We start from the raw sequence: 19227 nt of genomic DNA, 5'->3' as shown, positions 1-19227 counted from the left end.
CTCCTATTCTTTTAGGATATGTCTTTATCGAATCTTATATACAGAAAAATCCTCCGCCACAGCAATTAAAGCACATGCTGCAGGCAATCAAACGACAACAGAAATCATTTCCGCTAACCGTATATCCTCCACGCATATTTTGATAACGTCCTCGAGCATTAGATAGCTGTGCATAAAGCTGACGATACTGTTGATTCGCCGGATCCATTTGACATGCCCTTTCAGCATAGTCCATTGCCGCAATCTGATTTCCCATACCATAGTTGGCAATCGCACTTAAATAATACCAATCTGCACCACGTGTCTGCATCTGTTGTAAAATTTGATTTGCCTCTGCATAGCGCATGGCGTTCAACAAACTTACAACGCTTTGATAGTCATTCATACCGCCACTATTGCCATAGCTGTTATAGCTATATGTATTTTGCCAAAAATTACCGCTATCGCCTCGTTTTTTAGCGTCCATAATGGTATCATAGGCATTTTGAATTTCTTTAAACTTTTCTTCTGCGCCCGGATTTTTATTCACGTCCGGGTGATATTTTTTTACCAGCCGGCGATATGCTTTTTTTATTTCTTCATCACTGGCGTTATGAGCAACGCCAAGGATACTATATGGATCCTGCATCTTCTTCACCTAATCTTTTCTTTCTAATCATTTCATATTTTGACCAAACACCGGAATATAAAATATTCCTTAAAATATCTATATATTCTAAAATCGGTAAGCCTTCAAAAGCTTCCGCACACTTTGCAATCATAATTTCTAACATTGCCTGCACACGCTTATCAAAGTCTTTTTGTGCATATAGTTCCATCAATGGGTTAAACTGCTTTTTTTGAATATCTCGCTCAATGTCATCATAAGCATCTAACAAATATACAAAACGTCCCAAATAGTCGCCCAATTCATACAGCCTATGCTTCCATTCGTCCTCTTTCATACAAACAATTTCCCCCATAACCGCTCCAAAGCATTTCGCAAGCAAATCAATATCATGGGATTGCTGCTGCTCCAAGACATGAATTTCCTTTAAAGCCTGTTCAATACGTTTTATCTTTTCGGGGTACTTTCTTTCCAATTGCCGATAGCTTTTTGCTAACAGCTTTCTCATGGTAAAACTTGTATAGCGTCTCTCATCTAACCAATCATCTTCACATTTCAAATAGGTTAAAACAACTGTCATTTCACTGGCATATTCGATGCATGGATTCGCAAGCTTTTTATGTTTTTGCATTGGGTGAACAATACAGCGCTCCTCATGAAGCGTTTGCTTAGGTTCGTATAGGCCACTTAATAAAACAGCCAAAAAAGTCAAATCATAATTCAATGTAATTTGCGAGCGACGTCCAAACATGCTATGAAGGCTACGGCAAAGGCCACAATAAAAAGACTGATACACATCAAAATCCTTTATTTTCAACTCCGGCTTATTCACAACGATATATCCAAACATAGCTCCTCCATTCGAAACTCCTTGTATAGTGTAAACTGTTCTATCTAAAATTTCAAGCTACGCCTATAAAATAACATGATTCCACAAAATTCATCTCTTGGCGTTTCTTATAAAAACAAATTCCTCATGATGCGAATGCTGTTCACTGTAGCTATATCCTAACTGCGAAAATGCTTTTACGTCCTCCACCCTCGTGATATTTGATTCTGCCAACCAGCGTACCATTTCTCCTCTTGCCATTTTCACATAAACACCCTTTTCCTTTAATCCGCTCGGCTCCTTTTCATAAAAACGACAGGTAACAATACGTACATCGTCATCTTGATAGCGTTTGATAATTTTTCCATATTGCTTGCTGGTAAGATCAAGTAAGCAAGAATCTTTTGCCGCAACATAACGATACAAGTCATCTTTCCAATACGCATATAAGTTCTTACAAAAAGATGCGGAGAATGGATTATCTAACTCCAAACGATAAGGGCAAACTCCGTCCATGCTGCCTAACACCCCATAAAAACCGGAAAGAATATACAGATGCTGTTCACAATAACAAAAGGCTTCATCGGAAAACAAATCCGGTCGCATATAGGTATATTGAATTCCATCAAACGCCAATAAAGCCGGAACCTTACCATATTCTATATCCATGGATTGATATTGTTGCATCGCTTCCTTGGCAATACCTTCATTACAATGTAAAAGATGTTGAATTTCCACTAGCCCTTTCGTCTTTAATTCCTCTAACAAACGCTTGCTTTGTTTCAAAAAAGGAGGCTTTCCTTTCGCATCAAGAAAATCCACATGACTGCGCATACGCTTAGCCGGAGATATCAAAATCAACATACCTTCACCTACCTTGCTTGTAGCATAGCCATACCATCAAAAAAAGTCAAGTATTTATAAAGAAAACAGCAGCTTCGGCCACTGTTATTCTTTATCTTCAATATGAACGACATACGCATCGTTTTGGACATCAACCGAAATCACACTATCTTTTCCGGCATTGCCTTCAATCATTTTACGAGCAATCAAGGTTTCGATATTACGCTGAATATAACGCTTCATCGGACGAGCTCCATATACCGGATCCACACCCTGCGTTGCAATATTTCGATATACCGCATCACTTACACGCAATTCAATATCCTTGTGTGCCAAGCGTTCACGCAACTCATTCATAAATTTGTGCGCAATCTTTGACAGCATACTTTCATCTAAGGCATTAAATACAATGATTTCATCAATACGGTTAATAAACTCCGGTTTAAAGTATTTCTTAACTTCCTGCATATACTTTTCATCGCGTCCTTCGCTATCAAAAGCAAATTGACTGCCAAGATTACTAGTCATAATCAACAATGTGTTCTTAAAATCAACCGTTACACCCTTTGAATCGGTAATGCGACCGTCATCTAAAATCTGTAATAAAACATTAAATACATCTGGGTGAGCTTTTTCAACTTCATCAAACAAAACGATAGAATATGGATTTCTGCGTACCGCTTCACTCAGCTGTCCACCTTCATCATAACCGACATATCCGGGAGGAGCACCAATCAAACGGGAAACGCTGTGTTTTTCCATATATTCACTCATATCAATACGTACGATATGACTTTCGCTATCAAACAGCTGTTGTGCTAATGCTTTAGCAACCTCGGTTTTACCAACACCGGTCGGACCTAGGAACAAGAAACTTCCGATTGGTCGGTTTTCGTCTTGAATCTGCGCTTTGCTGCGAAGAATAGCATCAGTTACCAATTCTAAGGCTTGATCTTGCCCAACTACACGCTTTTGCAAGGCTTCCTTTAGCTGTAAAAGCTTCTTACGCTCACTTTCAACCAAACGTGCAACCTCTACACCTGTCCAACGAGAAACAATTTTAGCAATCATTTCTTCATTGACGGTTTCTTGAATCAATGCATCTTCGTGATTATTCTCTGCCTGCTCCTTAATAAGCTTTTCAAGATGAGGAATCGTAGCGTATTGTAATTTCGCCGCGTCCTCATAACGAGCTTCATTTTGTGCCTGTTCCAAATCTAAGCGTGCCTTTTCCAACTTTACCTTAGCATCTTTACTTTCCTCCAAAACAGCCTTTTCATCTTCCCATTTTGTATATAGCTCATCTTTTTTCAGTTGCAGCTCTTTTAAGTCCTGACGAATTTCCGCCAAGCGTTCCAAGGATTTCTTATCCTCTTCCTTTTTTAAAGCCGTTTCTTCGATTTGCAGCTGCATGATTTTACGTTGCAGCTCATCAAGCTCCTGTGGCATAGATTCCATCTCTACTCGTAAGGTTGCACAAGCTTCATCAACCAAATCAATTGCCTTATCCGGTAAGAAACGATCGGTAATATAGCGATTGGATAAGGTTGCGGCTGCCAAAATCGCTTCATCTAAAATTTTCACCCCATGGTAAGATTCAAAACGATCTTTTAAACCACGCAAGATACTGATGGTATCCTCCACTGTAGGTTCAGCAACCTGAACACGTTGGAAACGACGTTCCAAAGCAGCATCTTTTTCAATATACTGTCGATATTCTTTAAAGGTTGTTGCACCGATACAACGCAACTCTCCACGTGCCAACATCGGCTTTAGCATATTTCCTGCGTCCATGGAGCCCTCACTTTTCCCTGCTCCAACCAAATTATGAATCTCATCAATAAACAGAATGATACCACCCTGTGCATTTTTTACTTCTTCAAGAATAGCCTTTAAACGCTCTTCAAATTCACCACGATACTTTGCGCCGGCAATCAAGGAGCCCATATCCAATTCAATCAGCTTCTTATCCTTTAAAGAAGCCGGAACATCACCCTTCATGATACGCCAAGCAATTCCTTCAACCACTGCGGTTTTACCTACACCGGGCTCACCAATCAACACCGGATTGTTCTTCGTCTTACGAGATAAAATCTGAATTACACGACGAATTTCATCATCACGTCCGATAATCGGATCGATCTTTCCGCTTTTTACCTCTTCTACTAAATCACGACCGTATTTGCTTAAGGCTTCCAAATTGCTCTCGGCATTCGGTGTATCCATCGTTTTATTGCCACGACGTTTCAATTCTTCCTCTTTCACATCAGCTTCCTTCAAATGAAACTCTTTAACCAATTTCTTGGAAATATAGCTTTTATTGAACATCAATGCAATCCAAACACTCGCAACGCTCATATAACTTTCATTTACCGAAGCGCTCCATTGCTCTGCTTGTTGAAAAGCATTTGCTACCTCAGAAGAAAATTGCGGATTCACATTAGAGGCAGTTGCCACACGCGCCATTTCCTCATCAATGATAGCCAGTGCTTTAGTTTTATCTATATTCAAACGCTTATATAGTCCATCTAGCACATCATTTTCGAAAATGGCCTTCAGCATCTGTATCGTACTAATAGATGTATGCTGGTAGTTCTTGCAGATTTCCACTGCCTGCATGATAACCTCCTGCAGCTTTTCTGACATCTTTTCAAAATTCATATCTATCACTCCTTTAGCACTCTATAAACCTAACTGCTAAATATAGTATAGCACATTATTTAGCACTGTCAACTATAGAGTGCTAAAATTTTGCATTTTACTAACCTTTCCCATTTTTTATCTCTGAATTTCATGGATAGAAAAAAACTGTGTTATATTGAGTTTTTTAACGACTCTTATCAAACACAGTTCTTCCTAGGCTACTTCTTTGCCTTTTTATCCTTACAGCTACAACCCGGTGCATTTTTCATTTCCACCGGTTCCGGCTTCGGATCATCAAAATAACGTCCCGGCTTTGATAAATCAAAATATAAGCGGCTATCTTCACTGATTCCGAAGTTTTTATTCGAACCATCATGAGTGATTTTATTTAAGGCTTCACAGAATAAAGCATTATGTGCTTCTTCTCGCTCCAACAAGAACATGATGGTTTCTTTTACATATTTATCATCAATTTGACGATACAAATATTCATATACGACCTTTGCACGCTGTTCACTGGCAATATCCGCCAATAAATCGGCAGCTAAATCTCCGGTAACAGTAACATAATCTGCTGTCCATGGATTCCCACTGGAATTGATCAATGCCGGATTTAACCCAAAGGTTACCATGGTTTCCAATTCCCCACTATCAATTTTCTTATAATCTACATCTCCGCCATTTAGTAGGTTGATACACTCCGCAACAATTTCAAGATGTGAAAGTTCCTCAGTTCCGATATCAAGTAATAAATCTTTAAATACAGGGTCTTTCGCACGAAAGGATTGCGATAAATATTGCATGGCAGCCTTTAACTCACCATTACAGCCTCCTAATTGTTCCTGCATCAACACCGCATATTGCGGATTTGGCTTCTCGACACGCACCTTGTGCATTAGCTTCTTCTCATGTTTAAACATAAATTTCACTCCTTTCACACTTTAGTGTGTCCCTTTATGTGAACTCTATGTAAAAAACAAAGAAAATTTTATCCTTTTGCCTGTCTTTCAATCACCAAAATACTCGGTGCTTGCTTTTTATTCATCAATGCGATATGGCAAATCGCAAACTGTTTGCTTGGCAACGCTTTAGCTTTTTCTAAGAAATAATCAGCTTCCTTTTTCCCTTCCTCATGTCCGGGATACAACACCAATAGCAATACTCCATGCACAGCCAAGCATGCAAGTGCTTTTTCAACAGCTATTTTACTTGTCGCAAGTTTTGTTGTTACACATTTATCCGTTTGCGGAAGATAACCGAAATTAAAAATACCTACATCAAAAGCAGAAACATAAGCATCTAAATTTTCATGTCCATCACAAATCAGATTTACCTTCGCAAGCTGTTTTTCTTGCTGAAGCAGTGCCTTGGTACGCATGAGACTTTCTTCTTGAATATCGAATGCAATAACCTTTGCAAAATCCTGCTGTGCCAAAAAAAGTGTATCATAGCCATTCCCCATCGTAAAATCAACCGCAATTCCTTTTGATTTTGTATAATTGCGCATAATATCGTGTGTCATTTCCACTATTTTTTTCACATCATCACTTCCCAAGCTATTATAGACGAATTATAATAAAGAAACAAGGAGGAGAAAACCATGCTGCTACCACAATACATACTCGATATATTCGCAATTTACGAAGCTAATGGCTATGAAGCCTTCGTTGTCGGTGGCTGTGTTCGTGATGCTATCTGTAAGCGTAACTGCCACGATTATGATGTAATCACCAATGCTCTGCCACAAGAAACCATAGCACTTTTTCAACAGATAGGTTTACACATTTTACCAACCGGATTCGCTCATGGAACACTAACCCTAATATACCAAGAACACTTTATTGAGATTACGACCTATCGAAAAGAAGATGACTATATCGACCATCGCAGACCAGCAAATATATCCTTTACCAAATCAATTTATGAGGATTTGAAGCGCCGTGATTTTACGATCAATGCAATTGCCTATCACCCCGTTCATGGTTTGATCGATCCCTTTTGCGGCATCAAAGATATCCATCGAAGAACCATACGTTGTGTAGGAGATCCTAACAAACGAATGGAAGAAGATGCCCTACGTATCCTACGTGCCTTACGCTTTTCAGCTCAATTATCCTTTACGATTGAAGAAAAAACCTGGCAAGCAATTCTGACACACGCTATGGATATCGACTATGTTTCAAAAGAACGCATACAGGCAGAGTTTAATCAATATCTATGCAGCGATAAACCAAATGCCTTACATTTTTTAAGAGCGGCCAATGTTCTTGAACTTATATTACCGGAAATGCAGCGCATTTATGACGCACCACAGCCGACCCCATGGCATGCGTATGACATATTTACCCACACCGATATTGCCTTAAACCATAGCAAAGGTTACAACTTAGAAAAAAAGCTTGCCATCGTATTTCATGATTTAGGCAAGCCACTTTGTGAAAGCTTCGATGAAAAAGGTATTGTGCATTATCACGGGCATGCGGAAATTTCCAAGGAAATAGCCAAGCAGCGTTTGAAACAGCTCCATTATTCCAATACTGCCATCAAATATATTACGACACTGATTGCATTTCATGACTACTACGTATGCCCAAAACGCAAAGTCTTACGACGCTTTCTATCAAAACTAGATAACGACATAGAGCTTGCCCTTGATATACTTGATATACAGCTTGCGGATAATCATGCCAAGCACCCAAAGCTTCAAAAGGAACTCATTGAAAATATACTTGCATCGAAAGCTTTGCTTTTGCAGATGCAAAAAGAACAAGACATGATTCAACGAAAAGATTTAGCGGTAAACGGACATGATATAATCGCATTGGGATATCAAGGTGCAGATATAAAAAAAGCCTTGGAAATGCTTTATCAGACCGTTATTGATGATCCAAGTCAGAATACAAAAGATAATTTGCTATCTCTGTTAAAAACGTTTAAAAGCTAAAACCTCCCAAACGGGAGGTTTTACTTACTTAAATGCTTTTTTAAACTTTTCAAATGGTGATTCATGCTTACGCTTATCACGAATCTTCTCAAACAATTCCTTTTCATCTCTATTGAGCTTTGTAGGCACTTCCAACTGTATTTCCACATATTGATCGCCTTGACCACGAGAGGATTTTACACCCTTTCCTTTTAAACGGAACAATTGTCCATGCTGCGTGCCGGCAGGAATACTTAATTCTACATCACCATAAACAGTCGGAACATCAATCTTACAGCCAAGTACCGCATCAACTACACTAATAGGAATACTGATACGAATATCATTTCCATCACGTACAAATTGTTTATGGCGTGATACGATGATTTCAATATACAAATCACCATTTGGACCACCATTGATGCCACGCTCTCCTTTATTGGCGATACGCACCTGCTGCCCGCTTTGAATACCGGCAGGAATTTTAATATCCAGCTTTACACGCTTATGCTCATAGCCTTTACCACCACATTTTGGACATTTATTGATAATTTTTTTACCGCTACCATTACATTGCGGACACACTCCTTGTGATTGAAATACACCAAAAGGTGTACGCTGCTGCGTTGTTACCGTACCACTGCCTCCACAATTCGGACAGCTTTTCACATCAGCCTTGGTTTTTGCACCAGAGCCTAAGCAAGTATCACATTGTTCATCCAATTCTACCGTAATCGTTTCTGTCTTGCCAAAAATAGCGTCCATGAAATCAATACGCATTTGCATAAAACGATCATTGCCCTTCATCGGACCGGTATTTCTGCGACTTCGAGAGCCACCGCCAAATCCTCCACCGAAGAAAGAACCGAAGATATCGCCTAAGTCATCAAAGCCAAACCCTTGTCCGCCGCCAAAGCTTGCGCCGTCCATACCGGCATGACCGAATTGGTCATAGGTTGCTTTTTTTTGTGGATCACTTAAGACCTCATAAGCCTCATTGATTTCTTTAAATTTTGCTTCCGCATCGGCTTCTTTGTTAATATCCGGGTGATATTTCTTGGCCATTTTACGATATGCTCTTTTGATTTCATCATCACTTGCGCCCTTGCTTAATCCAAGGACTTCGTAGTAATCTCTTTTTTCCAAAGTCATCACCTTCCTTATGCGTTAGAACATACAAAACCTAGCATTCGCTAGGAGTTGTATATACTACGTTCTTAGTTCTTTTCTTCAAATTCAGCATCGACAACATTATCATCATGAGCGGCACCAGCACCGGCATCATTGCCCTGTGCCTGCTGCTGTTGATACATTTGAGCACTTGCAGCTTGTGCAGCCTTTTCAAGCATCTCTAATTTTTCTTTCACAGCGCTCATGTCGTTTTCATCTAATGCCTTCTGTAAGTCATTGCGCAGATTTTCAGTTTCTTCCTTTTGTTTAGGATCTAATTTATCGCCGTTATCCGCAAGCATTCCATCGATTTGAGCAATGAAGCCCTCAGCGCGATTACGCAAATCAATTTCTTCTTTACGCTTTTCATCTTCTGCTTTATGTTCTTCTGCTTCACGAACCATACGATCGATTTCTTCATCACTCAATCCGCTAGAGTTCTGGATAGTAATAGATTGTTCTTTACCTGTACCTTTATCCTTAGCAGATACGTGAACGATACCATTTACGTCAATATCAAAGGTAACTTCAATCTGTGGTACACCACGACGTGCAGGAGCAATACCATCTAACTTAAACATACCAAGCTCTTTGTTATCGTTTGCCATTGGACGCTCACCCTGCAATACACGAATATCTACTGCCGGCTGATTATCTGCTGCCGTTGAGAAAATTTGTGATTTACTTGTAGGAATTGTCGTGTTACGTGGAATAAGCACGGTCATAACACCACCCATAGTTTCGATACCTAAGCTTAGAGGTGTAACATCTAGCAACAATACGTCTTTTACATCTCCTGCGATAACACCACCTTGGATAGCAGCACCCATAGCAACTACTTCATCAGGGTTTACAGAACGGTTTGGTTCTTTTCCAAGTACATTTTTAACAGCCTCTTGTACAGCAGGAATACGTGTAGAACCACCTACTAACAATACTTGATGAATATCATTCTTGGTAAGTCCTGCATCACGCAATGCATTTCTAACCGGTTCCATAGTACGATCTACCAAAGACTTAGTCATTTCATCAAATTTTGCACGTGTAAGACTTGCCTCAAAGTGAAGCGGTCCATCAGCACCGGCAGAGATGAATGGCAGAGAAATCTGTGTTTGAACCATGCTGCTCAAATCCTTCTTTGCTTTTTCGGCAGCTTCTTTCAAACGCTGCATTGCCATTGCATCTTTGCTTAAATCCACACCGTTTTCTTTCTTAAAGGTATCAATCATCCAATTAACGATAACATTATCAAAATCATCTCCACCAAGCTTTGTATCACCGTTTGTAGATAATACTTCAAATGTTCCATCTGCAAGTTCAAGGATAGAAACATCGAATGTTCCTCCACCTAAGTCATATACAAGAACCTTCTGTTCCTGCTCTGTCTTATCAATACCATAAGCAAGTGCAGCAGCGGTTGGTTCGTTAATAATACGTTCAACTTCCAAACCGGCGATCTTACCGGCATCTTTGGTAGCTTGACGCTGTGCATCATTGAAGTATGCAGGAACGGTAATAACCGCTTTTTCTACCTTTTCACCAAGATAATCTTCTGCATATCCTTTCAAATATTGAAGGATCATAGCACTTACTTCCTGTGGAGTATATTGCTTACCTTCCATTTCTACCTTTTGGTTTGTACCAATCAAACGCTTAATAGAGCTTACTGTATTTTTGTTTGTTACAATCTGACGTTTTGCAGCATCACCGACAATACGTTCTCCGTTTTTATAAGCAACTACAGAAGGTGTTGTACGATTTCCTTCGGGATTTGTAATTACCTTGCATTCACCGCCGTCCATAATAGATACACAGCTATTTGTTGTTCCTAAGTCGATACCAATAATTTTACTCATAATCATTTCCTCCTTTAACTTTATTCACTCACTTTTACAAGTGTAGCTCGTAATACACGATCCTTTAACATATATCCTTTTTGCAGAACCTCGACAACAATGCCGCTTTCTACGCCTTCTACGCTTTCCTGCATCAACGCTTGATGAACATTTGGATCAAATGGCTTATTCAACGCCTCAATTTCCTTTACGCCTTCTTTTTCTAATGTGGCAATCAGCTGTTGATAAATCATTTCAAAGCCTTTTACATAATTTTTAAGACTCTCATCATCGCTTTTTACATTTAATGCACGTTCCAAGTTATCAATAATCGGAAGTACCTCGACAGCAAAGCTTTGAATGCGATATTTACGTACATTATCTGCCTCTGCCTGCAAACGTTTCTTCAGATTTTCTGCATCTGCATACGCTTTAAAATAGGCATTTTTACTAGCAGCTACTTCTTCCTTCAGCTTTATAATTTCTTCTTCTAACTCTTCAATCTTTTTCTTTTTAGAAAACTTACTTGCTTTTTTATCTTCCTTTTTCGTATCCTCTTTTGTTTCTTCTTCAACAACCGCTTCTGCCTTTTCTTCAGCTTCTTCGCAGTCGCAAATTTCCTTTTCCTTTAAATCCTTTTCCTGCATATTGACCTCCTATCGCTCATTATACATATCTTCAATAACTTTGCTCATATATTCCATCAACGCTACAACTCGGTTGTACTGCATGCGTGTCGGACCGACAACCATCAATTCCCCTTGTTCATTATCACCGATACGAAATTTACTGGAAATAACGGCTACGTTATCAACCTGTACCAACTCATGCTCACCGCCAATTTCAATCGCCATATTTCCTTCATGATTGGCAATTTGACGGAATAAAGAGCTATCCTCCAACATTTTCATAAGCTCCTTCAGCTTTTCAATATCGGCAAACTCCGGTTGATACAGCATATTCGATTGCCCGCTGCAATAAACATTTTCCGTTGCGAAACGCATAAATGCGTTGACAAACGCCTCAAATAAAACCTCATGACGAGCAACATGACTAGCTAACAACGGTTCGATTTCCCGCATTCGATCAACAACATCACAAATCGGTGTACCACTTAGCTTATCATTTAACAAATCCGTACAAGTCTTAATATCTTCAATACTAACGTCCGTATTGAAATGAAAGGTTTTATTTTCGGTATGTCCATGATCCGTTACGAATATTGCAACCGCACTGCGCTGAGTCAATGGAATCAGCTGTATATGCTGCAATAGCTGCGAGCGGCTTTCCGGTCCAAGAACAACAGAAGTAAGTGAAGTCATCTGTGATAAAATATCACAGCTCTTTTTAACAATTTCCTCAATCGAATAATGACGTTCGCTGAAAACTTTTTGTAAAGAATTTTTCACCGAATCATCTAATTGTTTTTCCATGAGGTGCTCTACATAGAAGCGATACCCTTTACTGCTAGGGATACGTCCACTAGAGGTGTGTGTTTTTTCCAATAAACCGATTTCTTCAAGAGCCGCCATCTCATTACGAATGGTTGCACTGGAACAGCTGAAGTCTAACACGTCCATCAATGCCTTGGAACCGACCGGCTCTGCTGTTTTAGTAAAAACATCTACGATAGCTTTAAATATCTTGATTTGCCGTTCTGTCAGCATCTTCAGCACTCCTTTCTAGCACTCAACCTCTATGTCTGCTAATAGTATATGCCATTTCTTTAGCACTGTCAACACTTTAGTGCTAAACTTTTTGTTTTTTATTTTATTGTTTTACCTAAAAGTAATTCTCACGGTTCTAATCCTAGTTCAATCACTACATAGTTTCCATAAAGCACAAAAAAAGCCTTTTTCAAGGCTCATTTACAATATATGGTGCGGGTGAAGGGACTCGAACCCCCACGGTTGCCCGCCAGATCCTAAGTCTGGTGCGTCTGCCAATTTCGCCACACCCGCATTCCTTAATTGCTCTGTTATTTTAGCATACATCATTCATAAAAGCAATCACTTTTTTCATTTTTTTAAACTTATTTTCTCAACAATCATAAAACTTGTTAATTTTTTCAGAAGCTTCTACTTATATAATTATAAAGTCGCTTTTCTGCCTTAATTATAGGAAATATAATACATAAATTGATATGTAAAGGCAGAAAGTTACCAAAACGCAGGCAATCCACAGAATCTTACAGCACAAGGACGATCAAAAAAATAGTGTTGCTGACTCAACCCTCATTGTAGCAATTATACTGAATTAATATAATGCGGGTATGGAGTAAGTATTAGAAATGAATTTGGTACAATAATACATTTGTTAATTTGCGTTACTTGTAGCAACGGCTGTTTTAATATTTAATAATTGTATCAAAACAAAGGAGGCATAGTATATGTTGAATGAAAATATTAGAAATCTACGAAAGGCAAAAGGACTTTCACAAGAAGAATTAGCTATAAAGCTAAATGTAGTAAGGCAAACAGTATCTAAATGGGAAAAAAGTTTATCTGTCCCCGATTCTAGTATGCTTGTTTCGTTGGCAGAAGAACTAGATACATCTGTAAGTACCTTGCTAGGAGAAACCATACAAGAAGAAGGTTTAAACGAGAAAGATTTAAAAAATATTTCTAAAAAACTTGAGGTTATTAATCTTCAATTCGCTAAAAGAAACAAAAGGAAAATTAAAACTATTCGTTATTTACTTATTTTCTTATGCATAATTATCGTAGCAGTATTTATTGCCCTCATAGCTATGAATAGTGAATATTTGTCTTGGGATTTTAACAATTCAGAATCAGCGATTGCAGGCACTTTACTTCATGGTTTCGAATTTTTATTTGTGAGATTTGCACCATTCGTTTTTATCGTTTCTGTAATCGGTATTGTACTCACATATAGAAAACAATGATTCATACCCATTCACACAAAGCAGTTAATCTTCGAATTGACCGTCCTTTAACAAAGACTGGTACTATGTCAAGATTTCGGACAACTAAAATATAAGAATTTTCAATTTTTAGTTTAAATTATTCTGGTAGTAGTTTTTTCATATTTGTTTGGAGATTGGTAATCACAATGAGAATGTATTCTTACTGTATTGTAAAATCCTTCTATGTATTCAAATACCATCTGATAGGCTTCTGAATAGTCATTTATCTTTTTTCTGTTTAGCCATTCTCTTTTTATCAATGCATGAAATGATTCTATGCATGCATTATCCCATGGATTCCCTTTTTTAGAGTAACTGCCGATCATTCCTACCGTTAGATTATAGTATTTTTTTGATGTGAATTGAACACCTCTGTCACTGTGTATTACTACCGGATTATCTGTTTTTCTCCTCCTTTTTGCTTCTTCCAGACATTTTAATACTTCCTCTACTTCCATTGTTTTTGTTAGTTTCCAGGCTATTATTTTTCTTGAGTATAAATCCATTATACTTGTCAGATACACAAATCCTTCTTCCTGTGTCCAAATATAGGTTATATCTGTACACCAGGCTGAATTCGGCTTTTCAGGATTGAAATTACGTTTTAGAATATTCTTCAGTTTTGATGAAAAATCACTGTCCTTAGTGGTTATTGTGCATGGTCTGATATAATGGGCTTTAATACCCATCTCACGCATAATATTGCCCACATATTTTTCGCTGACTTTTATTCCTGACTGATTCAGTTTTACAGTTATTTTCGGTGCTCCATAAATTTCATGTGATTCTTCATGAATTGCTTTTATTTTTTTACTGAGTTCTTGTTTTCTAACTTTTTGTTTAGAAGGTTTTCTGTTAACATAATCATAATATCCTGATTTACTGACATTAAGTTTATCGAGCATACCGGAAATCGAAGCATTATTATCATTCTGCTTTTTTATTTTGATTTGATAATAAAGTTCCTGTTTCGTTATTTTCCCAGTATGCCAATAGCCTTTTTTAAGACATCAAGCGCATCCTGTGTATCTTTAAGCTCCTTACGCAAACGAGCAATTTCTTTAGCTTCATCACTAGAGAAATTACCAGAACCTCTGGAAACAATAGTACCATTATTTTTATCAGCATCTTTCACCCATTTATGAACAGTACTGTCAGCAATGTCAAAACGTTTAGCAATAGAAAGTTTAGATTCATCAGGATGATCAAGTACATACTGAACAACTCCTTGTTTAAATTCATCTGTAAATGTAGGTTTAGCCATAATTAAATTCCTCTTCTTTCTGTGTTAATAATTTATGACAGTATACCATAAGATGCTTTAACTCTCACATTTAACTGATACGGTTTTTATTCTAGCATCAGACACCACGTAAGTTTATGGTGTCTTTTTAGTGCGGTTTTACTATCATATCAAGGCGCATTCAATCGTGATAAATGCATGATAAAATGAATATTTCAATATATTTCAAAATGCTTGAAAAGCATCGTATTTATGCAGATAATCAAAAATCAGATAATTTTATAAATGCGATTCTCTGTCCTTTCATACAATTCCTTATTGTATTCTTTGGCTTAGAGAATCGCACTTACTATTTTTCCTTATTATTCTAAATTCTTTATTATCCCTCTTACTTCCTCATTCACATAATAAAAGCTTCCTATTGCCTATCTCTTTTATTATCTTTTATACTTTCTTTTTGCATATTCACAACGCAATACAATTGTGGATACTCCTAACAAATCAATCCATATTCCTAAATTTGATCTGTCTGCGGTATTCGGTATTTCGGTCGTTTCATTGTCCATTGGATCAGTTGGTTCAGACGGTTTGATTGGATCGATCGGCTTCACATCTATTACTTCTAACGCATCAATTGCCGCCTTCAAATTCAGCACTTGTCTATTTACATCTTCTTGTGTCGCATCTTGATCGTGCAAAACACCTTCCGCTTCTTTGATAGCCTTTTCTAAAACCTGATAGCTCTCCTTGGTATATTTTGTAGCATCTAAGGCTTTGGCTTCACAAAGCTTTTCTTCTAATACCTTCTTATCGACAGGTGTTTCCTCCTTTTCTTCTAATGTATCAATAGCATTCTTCAACTGATTTTTAGCTGCTGTGATTTCACGCTGACTTCTTGCATTTATCGCACATTCCTTAGCCGCTTTTAAAGCCTCTGCAAATTCCTCTGTATTTGTATAATTCGACAAATCAATCTTTTCCGCATAAGCAATCAATTCATTCAACTCGGTAAAATCCAATACCCCGGACGTTTGAAGGGCTTGCATCGCCTTGCGCAAATCATCTTCAACCTTTTGTGTATCCTCTTCTTTATGAATATACGCTTTTTGTGCCGCGATTAGCTTATCAACCAACTCAGAAACATAATCGATGTCTTTCGTTAAGTAATCTAAGTTCTCTGCCTCTTGGATCAAATCTCTTAATGTATTATCCTCTTGGATCTGTTCAAACGTAAAGTAGATATCTTGAATTTGGTACCATTTCTTTTTATCTTTCGTCAAACGAATCTGCACATATTTTACGTTCGTACCTTCAAAGGTTATCGTTTTGTCTAATACATTATTAAGATCTCCTACCTTAGTCCATTGCTGTCCATCTAATGAAACTTCAACATCAGCACCTTCGATGATGTCCTCACCACAATCTTTTGGCTGTTCAATTTTGATCTGACTCATTTTCACTACGTTAGGGAAAACAAATTGAATTGTTTTATCTTTCGTTTGATCTGCATTAAACCAAGTTTTTGTAGACGGATCATGATCTAGCATTTTTTCATAGCTGTATTTATCTGCCGGATAAACACCTGAGGAATAATACGCATCTGTCGCTTTTACAGTCGGTATGTTGCCATCAGGCTTCATAAGCTTACCTTTAGCAGCAACGATTTCATCAAAACAAGCTCGCATATCATCTACTGTTAATGCTTGATCCTTTAATGCTGCACGCCCTTTTTCGACTGCGTTTAAATATTCCTCATACCCAGATATATAGCCTTCATTGGTCAACGGATACATTGCCTCAACATATAGAGGGTAAAAATCCAAATGTATTGCTTTTTCTTTTGCCTTTAAAAGCGTCTGTAAAGCTTGATCGACTTCTAATTGTGTGCTATTTTCTTTTTCATAAACTATTTTTGCCTGTGTATAAGCATTTGTATAGTCGCTTATCGTTTCGCGAATATAATGCTCTGTCAACAATGGTTGTTCGATTTCCTTACGCAATTGCGTTTTATCACAGTACAATTCATATACAAAAGTATAAACAGCCTCCTCTTTTTGATAAATACCTTGTACTGATTGTTCAGAAAGTAATCGGTATCCATAAATAGCATCTGCATTAAATTCAAAATTTTCTCCGATTTTGCCATATTTCACAGCATCATTCTTAATACTTTTTCCATCTTCTGTTACATATCTCAAGGTTACTTTTCCTAAATCATCTGCCAAAATAACCTCTCCTGAATATGGTAACTTTGTTCCTTTTTCATATCCGGCTACATTTCCAAGTTTTGTATAGCTTTCTTTGAACTGTTCAAAAGTATAATTCGCATTGCTTTGCGTATTCCAAGATTTACTTGCCAATGCACGCATTTCATCATGAATATCGTCCATGATCACTTCTTCATCTACAAGATTTGGATTATCACACCAAATACCCAAAGAAGCACCTTTAATAAATGCAGAGTTGTCATCTACCGTATTTGATTGAAATTTACCCGGTGTAAATTCTTCAAAAATTTTCTTATCTGCATTCAAATTATCAAAAGAATGTTGTTCTCTTCCATCAGTGGGTTTATCATTTCGTAAAACATAGTAAAAGAAGCTTGCATTTATATTATAAATTGTATCATGCCCCTTATCTACAAACGTCTGTAATTTAGCGATGCTTGGATTCCATGACATCTGAGACCAAAAATCAATTCCTATATAATCATGCATTTTAATTTTTTGAGGAGCATAGCTTTCACCATAATAAATACCATCATTCCAAATTCGCGGAGTAAAACCACGCTCATGCACAAACTCAGCTAAATCATTGATATATCCGGCTACTGCGTCTTTCCAAGTATAGCCTTCTCCATAAGTCTTTTTGGCATATTCATTTAAAACACTTTGATATTGTGTAGTAAATGGTGGGCGGTCAAATTCCATGTACTCATCACCGCCGATATGGAAGTCAGTACACCCTTCAAACAAATCCATATATTCGGAATATAAGCTTCGAATATACTCAACAGCCTTTGGATTTGTAATATCTAGACCGGATTTATAATGCTCTCCTGTATTGCTCACTTGTCCAAATTCCGGGTGGGCCTTTAGAATCTGATCAACGTGTCCCGGACTATCAAAAGACGGAATGATCTTCACACCATATTTATTAGCTTCCGCAATAATTTCTCTTACCTCTTGCTTAGTTAAATATCCGTCTTTCGATACAATTGCAGGATCTGTTTCACATTCTATTCTAAAACCGAGATTCTCAGAAAAATGCATTTGTAAAGCATTCATTTTCATATAAGACATTTCACGAATTAAACGAATGAACCAATTCTTCGAAATATACTTACGTGCACAATCAACATGAATACGACGTTCCTTCATATCGGGATAATCAACGATCGTTCCATAAACCAATCCGTCATTGGCAATCATAAGCTGTTGGATAGTTCTTAATCCATATAGAACCGCTGTCTCCGATGCACCCGTTAAACGAACCCCGTTTTCATCAATTTCGATTTTATAAGCTTCTTCGCTTACTGTCTCTTCGCTTATCGGATTCTTACGATCAACAGTAACAAGAATATCACTTGTGCTTATTGCATCTCTTGGAGCATAGATCATCGCTAATGGTGTTGACTTATTCGCACCGATTTCTTTATCCATAAATTCGCTGTTTACCAATTGTACAACTTCTTTTAAACGATTATTCTTCATATTTTCTTCATTTGCTAAAATGACAAGTCTTGTATTTGACGACATTTGCCATAGCTCCTGTTTTTGAACAGTATAGTGCTGCGGCACCGGATTCGTCATTCTTCTTAAAGCATCTTCTGAATACGTAACACGTTCTTTTACAACGGCATTACGAGTATTCGTATTTGCTATAATCGGCGTTGCACAGTTTGATACCATATAAGAGGCAAGCAACAATGCCAACATAGCCTTACTACATTTTCCCTTTGTCCACGTCATAGTATAGTCCTTTCCGTATATACCTTTTTGCATATACACAAATGATGGTTGCTATGAAACAAACAACCAATCATCACTTATATGTCAATAGTATCATTGCTTGTAAGCGCTGTCAATACAAAGAGGGTGATGTTTGCATACAGCTTAAATACCTCCATATCAACATGCTTATTTCACAAAGATTTAATTCATACTTTCCTATTTTTCTCTTACATTTAAAATTTCGCTACCTATTCC

General features: G+C 37.7%; 15 protein-coding genes and 1 tRNA gene. 2 read left to right on the top strand and 14 right to left on the bottom strand.

The annotated features are described in order from the left end of the window. Positions 1 to 34: 34 nt before the first annotated feature. The 6 genes from EUBDOL_RS11870 to EUBDOL_RS08305 all read right to left on the bottom strand — a co-directional run bounded on the left by EUBDOL_RS11870 (position 35) and on the right by EUBDOL_RS08305 (position 6462). Positions 35 to 628: a J domain-containing protein gene (locus EUBDOL_RS11870; RefSeq protein WP_004800495.1), complete on the bottom strand. Its 594-nt coding sequence runs from the start codon at positions 626 to 628 to the stop codon at positions 35 to 37. Continuing rightward, a complete protein-coding gene (locus EUBDOL_RS08325) occupies positions 612 to 1457 on the bottom strand; it encodes a DUF5685 family protein (RefSeq protein ID WP_004800494.1) in 846 nt (281 codons plus the stop codon). The genes EUBDOL_RS11870 and EUBDOL_RS08325 overlap by 17 nt, the downstream gene beginning before the upstream one ends. 90 nt (positions 1458 to 1547) lie before the next feature. Beyond that, positions 1548 to 2300: a peroxide stress protein YaaA gene (yaaA, locus tag EUBDOL_RS08320; RefSeq protein WP_004800493.1), complete on the bottom strand. Its 753-nt coding sequence runs from the start codon at positions 2298 to 2300 to the stop codon at positions 1548 to 1550. Positions 2301 to 2384: 84 nt separating this feature from the next. Next, positions 2385 to 4940, bottom strand: coding sequence for an ATP-dependent Clp protease ATP-binding subunit (locus EUBDOL_RS08315; protein WP_004800492.1), 2556 nt, complete (start codon positions 4938 to 4940; stop codon positions 2385 to 2387). A 200-nt stretch (positions 4941 to 5140) separates the two neighbouring features. Continuing rightward, positions 5141 to 5842: a manganese catalase family protein gene (locus EUBDOL_RS08310; RefSeq protein WP_022420163.1), complete on the bottom strand. Its 702-nt coding sequence runs from the start codon at positions 5840 to 5842 to the stop codon at positions 5141 to 5143. Positions 5843 to 5910: 68 nt separating this feature from the next. Continuing rightward, on the bottom strand, positions 5911 to 6462 hold the full coding sequence (locus tag EUBDOL_RS08305) for a tRNA (mnm(5)s(2)U34)-methyltransferase (RefSeq protein WP_050750093.1): 552 nt from the start codon (positions 6460 to 6462) through the stop codon (positions 5911 to 5913). Positions 6463 to 6522: 60 nt separating this feature from the next. On the opposite strand from EUBDOL_RS08305, the gene EUBDOL_RS08300 reads away from it, so the two are divergent. Then, positions 6523 to 7866, top strand: a complete 1344-nt coding sequence (locus tag EUBDOL_RS08300) for a CCA tRNA nucleotidyltransferase (RefSeq protein WP_004800489.1) — start codon at positions 6523 to 6525, stop codon at positions 7864 to 7866. Between the two features lie 24 nt (positions 7867 to 7890). Here EUBDOL_RS08300 and dnaJ read toward each other — a convergent pair whose 3' ends face one another. The 5 genes from dnaJ to EUBDOL_RS08275 form a co-directional block, all read right to left on the bottom strand. Further along, the gene (dnaJ, locus tag EUBDOL_RS08295) at positions 7891 to 8997 is read right to left on the bottom strand and encodes a molecular chaperone DnaJ (protein WP_004800488.1); all 1107 of its coding nucleotides are present in this window, start codon (positions 8995 to 8997) and stop codon (positions 7891 to 7893) included. 65 nt (positions 8998 to 9062) lie between these two features. After that, positions 9063 to 10871, bottom strand: a complete 1809-nt coding sequence (dnaK, locus tag EUBDOL_RS08290) for a molecular chaperone DnaK (RefSeq protein WP_022420167.1) — start codon at positions 10869 to 10871, stop codon at positions 9063 to 9065. 20 nt (positions 10872 to 10891) lie between these two features. Beyond that, positions 10892 to 11497, bottom strand: coding sequence for a nucleotide exchange factor GrpE (gene grpE, locus EUBDOL_RS08285; RefSeq protein ID WP_004800486.1), 606 nt, complete (start codon positions 11495 to 11497; stop codon positions 10892 to 10894). A gap of 9 nt (positions 11498 to 11506) precedes the next feature. Beyond that, positions 11507 to 12517 carry a heat-inducible transcriptional repressor HrcA gene (gene hrcA / locus EUBDOL_RS08280; RefSeq protein ID WP_004800485.1) on the bottom strand — a complete coding sequence of 337 codons (1011 nt, stop codon included), beginning with the start codon at positions 12515 to 12517 and terminating at the stop codon, positions 11507 to 11509. Positions 12518 to 12728: 211 nt separating this feature from the next. Further along, a tRNA-Leu gene (locus EUBDOL_RS08275) sits at positions 12729 to 12811 on the bottom strand. Positions 12812 to 13239: 428 nt separating this feature from the next. Between EUBDOL_RS08275 and EUBDOL_RS08270 the strand changes: the two genes are divergently transcribed. Further along, positions 13240 to 13755 carry a helix-turn-helix domain-containing protein gene (locus EUBDOL_RS08270; protein WP_004800484.1) on the top strand — a complete coding sequence of 172 codons (516 nt, stop codon included), beginning with the start codon at positions 13240 to 13242 and terminating at the stop codon, positions 13753 to 13755. A 113-nt stretch (positions 13756 to 13868) separates the two neighbouring features. On the opposite strand, the gene EUBDOL_RS08265 is transcribed toward EUBDOL_RS08270, so the two are convergent. The 3 genes from EUBDOL_RS08265 to EUBDOL_RS08255 form a co-directional block, all read right to left on the bottom strand. Beyond that, entirely contained in the window at positions 13869 to 14753 is an 885-nt protein-coding gene (locus tag EUBDOL_RS08265; protein WP_328284345.1) for an IS3 family transposase, read from the bottom strand. Continuing rightward, complete coding sequence (locus EUBDOL_RS08260; RefSeq protein WP_004798671.1) at positions 14750 to 15040, bottom strand: transposase; 291 nt, start codon at positions 15038 to 15040, stop codon at positions 14750 to 14752. Before EUBDOL_RS08260 ends, EUBDOL_RS08265 begins: the two co-directional genes overlap by 4 nt. A gap of 416 nt (positions 15041 to 15456) precedes the next feature. Further along, entirely contained in the window at positions 15457 to 18990 is a 3534-nt protein-coding gene (locus EUBDOL_RS08255; RefSeq protein ID WP_106381525.1) for a family 20 glycosylhydrolase, read from the bottom strand. Between the last annotated feature and the right edge of the window lie 237 nt (positions 18991 to 19227).

It is taken from the genome of Amedibacillus dolichus DSM 3991 (assembly GCF_000154285.1).
GTDB classification, from domain to species: Bacteria; Bacillota_I; Bacilli_A; order Erysipelotrichales; family Erysipelotrichaceae; genus Amedibacillus; species Amedibacillus dolichus.
The sequence above is the reverse complement of the archived record's forward strand: the minus strand, read 5'-3'. Positions and strand labels throughout refer to the sequence as shown.

What these genes read in the sequence shown, in the direction of transcription:
- EUBDOL_RS11870 (WP_004800495.1), bottom strand. Translation starts at nt 628, where the DNA reads ATGCAGGATCCATATAGTATCCTTGGCGTTGCTCATAACGCCAGTGAT.
- EUBDOL_RS08325 (WP_004800494.1), bottom strand. Translation starts at nt 1,457, where the DNA reads ATGTTTGGATATATCGTTGTGAATAAGCCGGAGTTGAAAATAAAGGAT.
- yaaA (WP_004800493.1), bottom strand. Translation starts at nt 2,300, where the DNA reads ATGTTGATTTTGATATCTCCGGCTAAGCGTATGCGCAGTCATGTGGAT.
- EUBDOL_RS08315 (WP_004800492.1), bottom strand. Translation starts at nt 4,940, where the DNA reads ATGAATTTTGAAAAGATGTCAGAAAAGCTGCAGGAGGTTATCATGCAG.
- EUBDOL_RS08310 (WP_022420163.1), bottom strand. Translation starts at nt 5,842, where the DNA reads ATGTTTAAACATGAGAAGAAGCTAATGCACAAGGTGCGTGTCGAGAAG.
- EUBDOL_RS08300 (WP_004800489.1), top strand. Translation starts at nt 6,523, where the DNA reads ATGCTGCTACCACAATACATACTCGATATATTCGCAATTTACGAAGCT.
- dnaJ (WP_004800488.1), bottom strand. Translation starts at nt 8,997, where the DNA reads ATGACTTTGGAAAAAAGAGATTACTACGAAGTCCTTGGATTAAGCAAG.
- dnaK (WP_022420167.1), bottom strand. Translation starts at nt 10,871, where the DNA reads ATGAGTAAAATTATTGGTATCGACTTAGGAACAACAAATAGCTGTGTA.
- grpE (WP_004800486.1), bottom strand. Translation starts at nt 11,497, where the DNA reads ATGCAGGAAAAGGATTTAAAGGAAAAGGAAATTTGCGACTGCGAAGAA.
- hrcA (WP_004800485.1), bottom strand. Translation starts at nt 12,517, where the DNA reads ATGCTGACAGAACGGCAAATCAAGATATTTAAAGCTATCGTAGATGTT.
- EUBDOL_RS08270 (WP_004800484.1), top strand. Translation starts at nt 13,240, where the DNA reads ATGTTGAATGAAAATATTAGAAATCTACGAAAGGCAAAAGGACTTTCA.
- EUBDOL_RS08260 (WP_004798671.1), bottom strand. Translation starts at nt 15,040, where the DNA reads ATGGCTAAACCTACATTTACAGATGAATTTAAACAAGGAGTTGTTCAG.
- EUBDOL_RS08255 (WP_106381525.1), bottom strand. Translation starts at nt 18,990, where the DNA reads ATGACGTGGACAAAGGGAAAATGTAGTAAGGCTATGTTGGCATTGTTG.